Consider the following 10381-nt stretch of genomic DNA (forward strand, 5'->3'; position numbering starts at 1 on the left):
CCTCCTGGGCGGGGCGGTGGGGCCGGTGCTGGCGACCCTGTCGGTGCGGCTGCCGGGCGTGGCGGCGCGGCCGTCCCGCGGCCGGGTCGCCGCGCTGGCGTTCGCCTGTCCGGCCCTGGCGGCCTGGTCGATGGCGGTCCGGCCGGATCCGACGGGCGTGCTCGGGGCCCTGATGGCCTGGCAGCTCCTGCTGCTGGCGCTGCTCGACGCCGAGCACCTCTGGCTGCCGCGGGCGCTGACCCTGCCGCTGATCGCCACCGGCCTGGCCGCGGCGTTCGGCGCGGGGCCGGAGGCGCTGGCGGCCCGGGCGATCGGCGCGGCGGCAGGCTTCGCGGCGCTGGCCCTGGTGGCCTGGGCCTACCGGCGGCTGCGCGGGCGCGAGGGCCTGGGCGGCGGCGACGCCTACCTGCTGGCCGGCGGCGGGGCCTGGGTCGGTTGGACCGCCCTGCCCACGGTCCTCATCTGGGCGGCGGCGGCGGGCCTGGCGGCGGTGGCGCTGATGGCGGCGGCCGGCCGGCGCACGGCGGCGGGCCAGCCGATCCCGTTCGGGGTCTTCCTGGCGCTGGGGATCTGGATCGCCTTCCTCTACGGCCCGCTCGGACGCGCCTGAGGCGCGGCGGGCGTCAGCTCGAAGCCGGCCCGGCCGGCACGGATCACGCCCTCGCCCAGCGCGCTCTCCACCCGCAGCCCGCCCGCCAGGAGGTCGAGCCGCGCGCGAACGTCGCCGAGCGGCAGGCCGCGGTAGCTCGCCCCGTGCAGGGTCCCGCCCCAGACCGTGCCGTCGATGCGCTCGGCGGACAGCCCCGCCTCTCCGGCGTCGAGCCAGCCCAGCGCCATGCGCAGCGGCGTGAAGAGGATGGCCATGACCAGGAAGGCGGCGCCGAAGACGGCGAGGAGACGGGCCATGCTCAGTCCGCCCCGCCGAAGGTGGCGTCCACCGACAGGGTCCCCTGCTCGTCCTTGATCACCGTCAGGTGGCGCGGGGCGACGCCGTAGCCGGTCTGCAGGGCCGCGAGCCACGGGAAGAGCTGGGACGGCGAGACGCCGGCCACCGCCACCTGCACCCCGCCGGAGGGGTCGGGCTCGATCCGCGCCAGGGTGAGGCCCGCAGCCGAGGCCGAGGCGTTCACCGCCTGGGCCGGGTCGGCGGGCGCCGGGCGGGCGCGGGCCGCGCCCAGGACCCGCAGGCGGGCGACCGCGCGGTCGACCTCGGCGGCCTCCGCCGCGGCGCGGTCGAGGCGGCGTCCGGCGGCGGCGCGGGCCTCCGCCAGCGGCCGATAGAGGCCGAACCACAGGAGGAAGGCGGCCAGCGCCACGGCCATCAGCATGAGCAGGACCTGCTCGCGCCGCGTGCGCCCCTCGAACCAGGCCCTCATGACCGCGCCCCCAGGATGATGTCGCTGACGATGCGGCCGCCCTCCTCGCGCGCGCCCTCCTGGCGGAAGGCGACGCCGGCGGCCTTCAGGGCGCGGCCGAGCCGCTCCATGTCGGAATAGTTGGTGTGGCTGACGGTGGCGCGGACGGCCCCGTCCGGCGAGACGATCAGGGTCTCGGCCTGGGCCTGGTCGATGCCGGCGAGGGCCGCGAACAGCCGGGCGGCGACGCCCGCGGGCCCGCCGCCGGCGGCGAGCTCGGCCCGCTGCAGGGCGGCCTGGGCCTGGACTGCGGGATCGTTGACGGAGGCGCCCTTCGGCAGCACCGCGGCCGCCTTCGCGCTGGCGGCCCGCTCCAGCCGGTCGGCGGCGAGGTTCAGGCGCACGGCCTGGGCCGCGTCGAGGATCGCCGGGCTGAGCAGCAGCAGGCCGGCGAGCCCGGCGGCGCGGACGAGGTCGCGCCGGGCGGGCCGGCCGCGGCCGGCGGGGGCGAAGGCGCCCTGGCGCAGGTCGATCGGCAGGCGGCCGGCGCCCTGGGCGAACGCCCGCTCGGCGGCCCCGCCGTCCAGCGTCCGCGGCGCGCGGCCGGGCAGCAGGACCGGAGCGAGGGCCGGCTCGCAGGCGAAGGCGAGGCGGGGGCCGCGCACCGCCAGCGCGCCGCCAACCGTCACGGCGACAGTCTCGCCGTCCGGCGGCTCGGGCAGCAGCAGGTGGTTGGGGATGAGGGCGTCGGGAGCCAGACCATAGGTGCGGGCGAGATCGAGCCAGGCGCGCATCCGCGACTCGGCGACGGCGACGACCAGGCGGTGGCCGTCCGGCTCCAGGGCCCCCAGCGCCAGGTGCATGGGCTCGTCGAAGGCGGTTTCGCCGGCCAGCAGCAGGGCGGCGGCGGCGCGGGCCTGGGGGTCGGCGCGGGTCGGCAGGTGCAGCCAGCGGGCCACGGCCTCGGCGCCGGGGACCACCAGCACCACGGCGGTCGCCCCGGCGGGGGCCTCGGCCTGCACGGGCTGTTCGCCGCGGCCGACGGGCTCGCCGAACTCGTCGACCAGCAGGTAGGCGGGCGGGGCCTGGGCGTCGTGCGGCGCGAAGACCAGTCGGGTGCGTCTCATCATTCCTCGGGTCCCCACCGCCGGGCGGCCAGGCGGACACGGCCGCCCTCGTTGATCAGGAGCGCGCTGGAGACGGCCTCGGCGTCGCCGAAGGTCACCTCGGTCTCCAGCCGGAACCAGCGCGGGGCGACGGTAAGCGCATTGCCGTCGATCCCCGCCTCCGCCACGGCGGGCAGGCCCAGGAACGCCCCGGTGTCGGGCCAGCCTCCGGGCGGCCGCGCGGCGATCAGGGCGCGGGCGGCGGCGAGGCTCATGGGCGTCTCCGCCAGCATGGCGATCAGCGGGGCCTGGTCGGGGGTCAGGGTGTTGATGTCGAGCGCAGCGGGCTCTGCTGTGGGCAGGGCGCAGACGTAGGGCCGCAGGCGCGCGTAGACGGCGGGCGTGAAGCCGCGGACGGCGCGCAGCTCGCTGGGCTCGGCCAGCAGGGTTCCGGCGGTGAGGTAACCCTGGCCGGCGCCGGCGTAGGCCTCGTCCTCCGCCCCGCCGGCCTCGCGCAGGGGATCGGCGTCGATGAAGTCCACCAGGGCGGCGGCGAGCATCTCCGCCTCGCGCGCGCCGAGGCCCAGGACGCCGGCCAGGGCCACGAACCGGGCGGCTCCCGCGTCGCGCCGCTGCAGCCCCTCGGGCGGGCCCTGGACGACGCTGTTGAGGTTGAAGCAGGCGCCGCCGTCGGTGACCCGGGCCTGGACCACGCCGCCCTCAATGGGGAAGCGGACCACCCGGCCGTTCCAGTCGCCGGAGGCGGGGCCGGCGGCGGCGAGGCGGGCCACCTGGGCGCGGGCGAGCTGCTCGGCGCCCATCGCATACCAGCGGGCCTGGCCCACGGCCTCGGCGTTGGCGGCGCGGCGGATGGAGAAGCGGATCTCGTCCAGCAAGCCGGCGGCCAGGGTCGCCATCACGGCCACCAGCAGGAGCACGGTGAGCAGGGCCACGCCGCGTTCGTCGTCCCTCCAGGAGAATGGGCGCCTCATGCGGCCTCTCCCGAGACGACGAAGAGCTGGGAGAGCGGACCGTAGTCGTCGAGCGTCAGGTCGAGCCGGACCGCCTGGGGCAGCGGCTGGTGGGTCCCGTTGGGCAGGGCCTCGATCCACTGGCCTCCGGCCAGGAAGGCGACCCTCGCCTCGCGCACGCCGGTGAGCAGGACCTGCGGCGGGCTCCAGGCGGCGCCGTCCAGCGCCCGGCGGGTGCGGCGCTCCAGGCGGCCGTCGGCCAGGCGGTACTCCACAGCCTGCAGGGAGGCGCGCGGCGCGGCGTCGGGGTTGTCCCAGCCGCGGCGGACGAGCTGCAGGAGCGGACCGCCGACGGCCTGTTCGCCGCCGGCGAGGGTGCGGGCGGAGGGCCGGCCGTCCTCGCCGCGGGTGCGGCGGGCCGCGGCCTGGGCGAGGTCGGCCTTGAGCGCCGAGCGCGCCCGCTGGATCTCGGCCAGACGGTGGCTGCGGGCGCGGACGACCTGCTGGTTGTCGACGCTGAAGGAGAGCACGGCCACGCCGGCGGCCGAGACCAGGCCGAAGATCAGCAGGGCGACCATCATCTCCACCAGGGTGAAGCCCTTCATGGCTGGCCCCGGAAGACCGTGACCTCGCCGGCCGTGGGGCCGCCGGGGCGGGCGGCGACGCGGACGTCGATGCGCAGGACGGCGGGATCGGCGGTGCGGCTGACGCGGCGGGTCCAGCGCCAGGCCTGGCCGCCGGCGGTGGCCTCGCCCGACGCCTGGCCGAGCGCCGGCGGCATGGGGGCGGTCAGGGCCTCGATGGCCTGGTTCTCGGCGACGACGCCCGCGAACAGCCGGCTCTCCACCGCCCCGGCCTGGCGGGTGCTCTCGCCGGCCAGGTTCAGGAGGGCGAGCGCGCCCAGGCTGAGCACGGCGAGCGCGACCAGCATCTCCAGCAGGGTGAAGCCGGCCTCAGCGCGCGCGGTCATCGATCCTGACCTCGCCCTGGGCGTCGACGGTGAGCGCCATGGCGTCGATGCGGTTGGCCAGCCGGACGGTGACGGGCTCGGCCGCGCCGGTGGTGTCGAAGCGCACGGCGCTGCGGCCCTCGCCGGCCTCGACGGTGACGGCCAGGCCGTCCGGCCATCGCTGCGGCCGGAACGGGCCGTCCTCCAGCGGCGTCCACCGGCCGCGGCGCTGCTCGCGGAAGGCGTAGCCCTGCGCGTCGAGCGCCATCTCCACCGGGCGGTTGGCGGTGACCGCGGCGTCGCGGGCGTGGGCCAGCCGCGCGGCCAGCCGCTCGGCCTCGTCGGCGAGCCTGGGGCCGGGATCGGGCGTGGTGATGAGCACCGCAGATGCGAGCAGGGCCATGACCAGCACGGCCACCATCACCTCCACCAGGGTGAAGCCGCGCTCGGCGGCGGGCCTAGAGCCCCCAGTTGCCGATGTCGGCGTCATCGCCCTCCCCGCCTTTCTGGCCGTCGGCGCCCATGGACCAGACGTCGAAGCGGCCGTGCTCGCCCGGGTAGCGGTACTGGTAGGCCGCGCCCCACGGGTCCTTCGGCAGGCGCCGCACGTAGCCGCCCTCGCGGTAGCGGTCGGGGCGGGCCAGGCCCGGCGGCGGCGCGACCAGCGCCTGCAGCCCCTCCTCGGTGGTGGGGAAGGCGAGGTTCTCCAGGCGGTAGCTCTCGACGGCCTGTTCCAGGACGGCGACGTCGGCGCGGGCCTTCTCCTTCATGGCCCGGTCCTGGCTCGGCAGGACGTTCATCATCACCACCGTGGCCAGCAGGCCGATGATGACGATGACGACCATCACCTCCACCAGGGTGAAGCCCTGTTCGGCGCGGGCGGGTCGGAGGGCGCGGGTGTCGGTCATGGGCGGTCTCAGCGGTAGGCCAGGGTGTTGATCTGGAGGATGGGCAGCAGGATCGAGAGGACGATCACCGTCACGATCAGGCCCATGACGATGATGATGGCCGGCTCCAGCAGGCTGAGCGCCACCTGCACCACGGCCTCGAACTCGCGCTCCAGGTACTCGGCGGCGCGGCCGAGCATGAGGTCGACGCGGCCGGCGTTCTCGCCGCTGGCGGCCATGTAGAGCAGGATCGGCGGGAACACCCCGGCCCGGCGCATGGCGCCCGACAGGCTGCCGCCCTCGCGCACGGTCGTGGCCATGTCGGTGACGGCGGCGCGGAGCGCGCGGTTGTGCACCGTGGGAACGGTGAGCAGCAGGCCCTCCAGCACCGGCACGCCGGCGGCGATCATGGTGGAGAGGGTCCGCGCCAACCGGGCGGCGTGCAGGTCGCGGATCAGCCGGCCGAGGACCGGCGCGCGCAGCAGGGCGCCGTCGAAGCGCAGCCGCAGCGCCGGCCGGCGGAGCGCCTGGGCCGCGCCGAGGCCGGCGGCCGCGAGGACCAGCAGCATCAGCCAGCCCCAGTCGCGGGCGGCGTCGGAGAGGACGATGATCGCCCGGGTGAGCCAGGGCAGGCGCTGGCCCATGCTGTCGAACTGCTCGACCACGCGCGGCACGACGAAGGTGATCAGGGCCGCGATCACGGCCAGGGCGGTGACGGCGAGCGCCGCGGGATAGACGAGGGCCACGAGGAGCTTCGAACGGGCCTGCTCGTCGCGCTCCAGGAGGTCGGCGAGGCGCTCGAGGATCTCCGGCAGGGCGCCGGAGCTCTCGCCGGCGGCGACCATGGCCCGGTAGAGGCGGGGGAAGGCCTCGCCCTGGCGGCCCATGGCGTCGGAGAGGCGGTAGCCTTCCAGCAGGCCCGCGTGGGTGGCCGTCAGCACCCGCCGCACCGCCGGCCGCTCGGCCTGGGCGGCGAGGGTGCGCAGCGCCTCCTCCAGCGGGGCGACGGCGATCAGGGTGGCGAGCTGGCGGGTGATCAGCGCCAGCGCCCGCGGGCCGATGCGGTCGGGGAACAGGCGGGCGAGCGGTCCGGGCGCGGGGCCGGTCGTGGCGCGCAGCCGGACCGGGATCAGCCGGCGGCCCTGCAGCGCCTCGCGCGCGGCCCGCTCGGTGGGCGCGGCGACCACGCCCTGGCGGGTGCGGCCGCCGGCGTCGAGGGCCGTGTACTCAAACGCCGACATGGTCCGCGGTCTCCTGGCGGGCGACGCGCAGCGCCTCCTCCACCGTGGTCACCCCCTCGACCACGTAGCGGCGGGCCTCGGCCTGCAGGGTCCCCGCGCCGTCCGGGAAGGCGGCGGCGGCGATGGCGGCCTCGTCGGCGTCGGCGACGATCAGGCGGCGCAGGCGGTCGTCCACGCACAGGGCCTCGTAGACGCCGACCCGGCCCACGTAGCCGGTGTTGGCGCAGGCCGGGCAGCCCGTGGCGCGGAACAGGGTGGCGCCGGGCGCCACGCCCGCCAGCCGGGCCGTGGCGGGGTCCGCCGCCTCGGGCCTGCGGCAGGCCGGGCAGAGCCGGCGGACCAGCCGCTGGGCGACGATGGCGCGGACGGTGGAGGCCAGCAGGAAGGTCTCGACGCCCATGTCGCGCAGGCGGGTGACCGCGCCGACGGCGTCGTTGGTGTGGACGGTGGAGAGCACGAGGTGGCCGGTGAGGCTGGCCTGGACGGCGATCTGGGCGGTCTCCACGTCGCGGATCTCGCCCACCATCACCACGTCGGGGTCCTGGCGCAGGATGGCGCGCAGGCCGGCGGCGAAAGTCATGCCGACCTTGGGGTTCACCTGGGTCTGGCCGAGACCCTGGACCGCGTACTCCACCGGGTCCTCGATGGTGAGGATGTTGCGTGTGGCGTCGTTGAGCAGCGTCAGCCCGGCGTAGAGGCTGGTCGTCTTGCCCGAGCCCGTGGGCCCGGTGACCAGCACGATGCCGTTCGGCTCGCGAAGCGCGCCCTCGAAGACGGCGAGGGCGGCGGGCGCCATGCCGAGGTCGGCGAGACCCAGGCGGGCCTGGTCCTGGTCGAGGATACGCATCACCACCCGCTCGCCGGCCCGGGCCGGCAGGGTGGAGACCCGGACGTCCAGGGAGCGGCCGCCAAGGGTGAGCGAGATGCGGCCGTCCTGGGGAATGCGCTTCTCGGCGATGTCGAGCCGGGCCATCACCTTCACCCGGCTGACCAGGAGCGGGGCGATGCGGTGGGAGAGGCTGAGCACCTCCTTCAGCACGCCATCGACCCGCAGGCGGACCACCAGCGCGGTCTCGAAGGGCTCGATGTGCACGTCGGAGGCGCCCTGGCGCACGGCCTCGGCGATGACGCCATTGATCAGCCGGATGATCGGGGCGTCGTCCTGGGCGTCCAGCAGGTCGGCGGCGGCCGGGAGGTCGTCGGCCAGGCTGTCGAGGCCGCCGGGCAGGTCGAGGTCGTCGGCCGGGGCGCCGAGCCCCTCGCCGGCGTAGGCCTCGGAGAGCCGGCGCTCGAACTCCGCGCGCGTCAGCGGCCGGACGGCGAGCGGCGTGCGCAGCGCTCGGCGGGCCTCCAGCAGGGCCACGGGGTCGGCGCCTTCGCGCAGGCCCACGACGGCGGTGTCGCCCTCCTCCAGCAGGATCACGCCGTGGGTCTTGGCGAAGGCGTAGGCGAAGGCGCGGGCCTCGGTCATGGCTGGACCGCCGGGAGGGCCGGCGGCGCGGGGAGCGCCCCGGTCGGCGGCTCGGCGCGCAGGTACTCGCGGACCAGGGCTTCCAGCTCGCTCTGGCGGGCGGGGTTCCTGAGCGCCTGCTGGGCGGCGATGTAGTCGTAGCGCGGGCCGGTGACGGCGCGGGCCTCGGCGGCGGTGCGCACGATGCGCGGCCGGATGAAGACCATCAGGTTGGTCTTGGTCCGCCGGCGGCTGGTGGCCTTGAAGAGGTTGCCCAGCACCGGCACGTCGCCCAGCAGCGGCGTGCGCTCGACGGTGTCGCGGTCGTTCTGGTCCAGGAGCCCGCCGAGGACGACGATCTGGCCGTCGTCGACGTTCACGGTGGTCTCGATCTCGCGCTTGTCGAGAACCAGGTCGCCGACCGTCGTGGTGAGGCCGCCGGCGATGCTGGAGACCTCCTGGCGGAGGTAGAGGGTGATGGCGCCGCCGGCGTTGATCTGCGGCGTCACCTCGAGCTGGACGCCGACGTTCTGGCGCGCGGTGGTGCGGAACGGGTTGGTGTTGGAATCGCCCAGCACCTCGCCGGTCGTCACCGGCACCTCCTGGCCCACCAGGATGGTGGCGGGCTGGTTGTCGAGGGTCATGATCGAGGGCGTGGACAGCAGGTTCGACTGGCCGTCGCTCTTCACCGCATTGATGACGAAGCCGAACAGGACGTCGCCGTTCTGACCCGCGCCGCCGAGGATCAGGCCGTTGGTCCCGAGCAGGGACTGGGCCGCCGTGGCGCGGAGCTGGGCCAGGAGGGCGGAGTCCTGCGGCAGGTTCTGCTCGCCGGCCGCGGCGCCGAGGATGGCGCCGAGGTTCGGCTGGGCGTTGGAATAGCCCGTGCTGGCGAAGGGGACGGCCGAGCCGTTGGCTCCGGCCAGCGCGAACTGGACGCCCAGCCTGCGGGCCGCGTCGTCGGAGACCTCCACCACGATCGCCTCGACCAGCACCTGCTGGCGGCGGACGTCGAGCTGGCGGATCACCTCGGCCAGCATGCGCTGGGTGTCGGGGTCGGCGGCGATGACGATGGCGTTGGCGCCGGGATAGCGGGCGATGTTGGCGCGGGCGGCGCCGGCCGTGGGCGTGGGGGCCGGCGCGGCCTCGGCGGGCTGGGCGGTGGCCGGGCGGCGGGCCGTGGACGCGGCGTCCGGCGCGGCGGGGGTGACCGGCTGGCCGACGAGCTGCTGCAGGACGGGCACGAGCTGCTCGGCGTTGGCGTGCTGCAGGGTGACGACGCGCACGTCGCCGGCCGTCTCGGCGCGGCGGTCGAGGTCGGCGACCACGCCCAGCAGCGGCCGCACGGCGTCGGCGTCGCCGCGCAGGATCAGCGAGTTGCTGCTCTCCACCACGACGATGGAGACCACGCCGTTGCGGGCCTGGGGGTCGGCGCCCGGCGGCTTGAGGAGGTCGTTGAGCACGCCCGCGATCTCCCGCGCCGAGGAGGAGCGCAGGGTGACTGTCTGGGTCGTCGCCCGGTCCTCGTCGATCTGGGCCAGCAGGCCGCGGATGCGGCGCAGGTTGTCGGCGTAGTCGGCGACCACCAGCATGTTGCCGCGGGTGGACGGGATGATCGCCCCCTGACGGCCGACCAGGGGCTTCAGGGTCTCGGCGGCGGAGGCGGCGTCGAGGTTGCGCAGGCGGAACACCTGGGTCGCGAAGCCGTAGCCGGCGGAGGCGCCCAGCGTCGCGGGTTGCTGGGCGGCACCCTCCTCCGGCGCGATGCGATAGGCGCCCGTGCCGGTGGGCACGGCCACGAGGCCGTTGGCCCGCAGGGTCGACATCAGGACGTCGAACAGCTCGGCGCGGCTGAGCGGCTCCTGGCTGGCGACGGTCACCTTCCCCTGCACGCGGGGATCGACGATGAAGGTGCGGCCGGTGGCGCGGGCGACGTCCTGGATGAAGACGCGGATGTCGGCATCCTGCAGGTTCAGCACCTGCTCCTGGGCCGCGGCCGGCGCGGGGAGCGAGAGCGGGGCGGCCGTGGCCAGGAGCGCGAGCGCGAGGAGTCGTTTCACTGGGCCGCCATCCGGATCCGCGTGGTCATCACCTGGCCGGCGCGCTCGAAGCGGATCTCGGCCCCGCTCGCGCCGGCGAGCTCTTCCTGAAGCTGGCTCACCCGTTCGGGGGTGAGGGTCACGCCGTCGACGGCGAGGAGGACGTCGCCCTGCTGCAGGCCCGCCTGGCGCAGCACGTCGGCGCCGCCCTTGGGATAGACGGTGTAGCCGGCCGCCCGGCCGTCGCGGACGCGCGGCAGGAGGGTCGTCTGGGCGAGCAGGCGGCGCGGGTCGATCGCCGCGCCGGACGAGGGCTGCGCCGCCTCCGCCGGGGCGAGGGGAGCGGCGGCGGGCGGGCCGCCGAGCCGGGATGGGGCGTGGGG

Annotated in this window: 13 protein-coding genes; 1 reads left to right on the forward strand and 12 read right to left on the reverse strand. The window is 76.2% G+C overall.

Features of this window, described 5'->3' with window-relative positions; all coding sequences use genetic code 11:
- Positions 1 to 610 (forward strand): prepilin peptidase (locus V7Z97_RS17280; RefSeq protein WP_334164681.1); only part of this gene is annotated, 610 nt, incomplete at its 5' end.
- Here the strand turns inward: V7Z97_RS17280 and V7Z97_RS17285 are convergent.
- The 12 genes from V7Z97_RS17285 to V7Z97_RS17340 form a co-directional block, all read right to left on the reverse strand.
- Positions 586 to 906 carry a hypothetical protein gene (locus tag V7Z97_RS17285; RefSeq protein ID WP_334164682.1) on the reverse strand — a complete coding sequence of 107 codons (321 nt, stop codon included), beginning with the start codon at positions 904 to 906 and terminating at the stop codon, positions 586 to 588. The genes V7Z97_RS17280 and V7Z97_RS17285 overlap by 25 nt on opposite strands.
- Before the next feature lie 2 nt (positions 907 to 908).
- Positions 909 to 1376 carry a type II secretion system protein GspM gene (gene gspM, locus V7Z97_RS17290; protein ID WP_334164683.1) on the reverse strand — a complete coding sequence of 156 codons (468 nt, stop codon included), beginning with the start codon at positions 1374 to 1376 and terminating at the stop codon, positions 909 to 911.
- A complete protein-coding gene (gene gspL / locus V7Z97_RS17295; protein ID WP_334164684.1) occupies positions 1373 to 2482 on the reverse strand; it encodes a type II secretion system protein GspL in 1110 nt (369 codons plus the stop codon). The genes gspM and gspL overlap by 4 nt, the downstream gene beginning before the upstream one ends.
- Positions 2482 to 3453 (reverse strand): type II secretion system minor pseudopilin GspK, encoded by a 972-nt coding sequence (gene gspK, locus V7Z97_RS17300; RefSeq protein WP_334164685.1) that lies wholly within the window; start codon positions 3451 to 3453, stop codon positions 2482 to 2484. The genes gspL and gspK overlap by 1 nt, the downstream gene beginning before the upstream one ends.
- The gene (gspJ, locus tag V7Z97_RS17305) at positions 3450 to 4037 is read right to left on the reverse strand and encodes a type II secretion system minor pseudopilin GspJ (protein ID WP_334164686.1); all 588 of its coding nucleotides are present in this window, start codon (positions 4035 to 4037) and stop codon (positions 3450 to 3452) included. Before gspJ ends, gspK begins: the two co-directional genes overlap by 4 nt.
- Positions 4034 to 4402: a type II secretion system minor pseudopilin GspI gene (gene gspI, locus V7Z97_RS17310; RefSeq protein WP_334164687.1), complete on the reverse strand. Its 369-nt coding sequence runs from the start codon at positions 4400 to 4402 to the stop codon at positions 4034 to 4036. Before gspI ends, gspJ begins: the two co-directional genes overlap by 4 nt.
- Positions 4386 to 4871, reverse strand: a complete 486-nt coding sequence (locus V7Z97_RS17315) for a GspH/FimT family pseudopilin (protein ID WP_334164688.1) — start codon at positions 4869 to 4871, stop codon at positions 4386 to 4388. The genes gspI and V7Z97_RS17315 overlap by 17 nt, the downstream gene beginning before the upstream one ends.
- On the reverse strand, positions 4840 to 5289 hold the full coding sequence (gspG, locus tag V7Z97_RS17320) for a type II secretion system major pseudopilin GspG (protein WP_334164689.1): 450 nt from the start codon (positions 5287 to 5289) through the stop codon (positions 4840 to 4842). The genes V7Z97_RS17315 and gspG overlap by 32 nt, the downstream gene beginning before the upstream one ends.
- 8 nt (positions 5290 to 5297) lie before the next feature.
- Positions 5298 to 6509 carry a type II secretion system inner membrane protein GspF gene (gspF, locus tag V7Z97_RS17325; protein WP_334164690.1) on the reverse strand — a complete coding sequence of 404 codons (1212 nt, stop codon included), beginning with the start codon at positions 6507 to 6509 and terminating at the stop codon, positions 5298 to 5300.
- Positions 6496 to 7980 carry a type II secretion system ATPase GspE gene (gene gspE / locus V7Z97_RS17330; protein WP_334164691.1) on the reverse strand — a complete coding sequence of 495 codons (1485 nt, stop codon included), beginning with the start codon at positions 7978 to 7980 and terminating at the stop codon, positions 6496 to 6498. Before gspE ends, gspF begins: the two co-directional genes overlap by 14 nt.
- The gene (gspD, locus tag V7Z97_RS17335; RefSeq protein WP_334164692.1) at positions 7977 to 10019 is read right to left on the reverse strand and encodes a type II secretion system secretin GspD; all 2043 of its coding nucleotides are present in this window, start codon (positions 10017 to 10019) and stop codon (positions 7977 to 7979) included. The genes gspE and gspD overlap by 4 nt, the downstream gene beginning before the upstream one ends.
- The coding region (locus V7Z97_RS17340) for a PDZ domain-containing protein (protein ID WP_334164693.1) at positions 10016 to 10381 on the reverse strand (366 nt) is incomplete at its 5' end. The genes V7Z97_RS17340 and gspD, both read right to left, overlap by 4 nt.

The sequence above is a fragment of the Phenylobacterium sp. genome (genome assembly GCF_036821595.1).
GTDB lineage: Bacteria > Pseudomonadota > Alphaproteobacteria > Caulobacterales > Caulobacteraceae > Phenylobacterium.

Bases quoted from the DNA above. Each gene is read 5' to 3' on its own strand.
- V7Z97_RS17285 (WP_334164682.1), bottom strand. From the start codon at position 906: ATGGCCCGTCTCCTCGCCGTCTTCGGCGCCGCCTTCCTGGTCATGGCC.
- gspM (WP_334164683.1), bottom strand. From the start codon at position 1,376: ATGAGGGCCTGGTTCGAGGGGCGCACGCGGCGCGAGCAGGTCCTGCTC.
- gspL (WP_334164684.1), bottom strand. From the start codon at position 2,482: ATGAGACGCACCCGACTGGTCTTCGCGCCGCACGACGCCCAGGCCCCG.
- gspK (WP_334164685.1), bottom strand. From the start codon at position 3,453: ATGAGGCGCCCATTCTCCTGGAGGGACGACGAACGCGGCGTGGCCCTG.
- gspJ (WP_334164686.1), bottom strand. From the start codon at position 4,037: ATGAAGGGCTTCACCCTGGTGGAGATGATGGTCGCCCTGCTGATCTTC.
- gspI (WP_334164687.1), bottom strand. From the start codon at position 4,402: ATGACCGCGCGCGCTGAGGCCGGCTTCACCCTGCTGGAGATGCTGGTC.
- V7Z97_RS17315 (WP_334164688.1), bottom strand. From the start codon at position 4,871: ATGACGCCGACATCGGCAACTGGGGGCTCTAGGCCCGCCGCCGAGCGC.
- gspG (WP_334164689.1), bottom strand. From the start codon at position 5,289: ATGACCGACACCCGCGCCCTCCGACCCGCCCGCGCCGAACAGGGCTTC.
- gspF (WP_334164690.1), bottom strand. From the start codon at position 6,509: ATGTCGGCGTTTGAGTACACGGCCCTCGACGCCGGCGGCCGCACCCGC.
- gspE (WP_334164691.1), bottom strand. From the start codon at position 7,980: ATGACCGAGGCCCGCGCCTTCGCCTACGCCTTCGCCAAGACCCACGGC.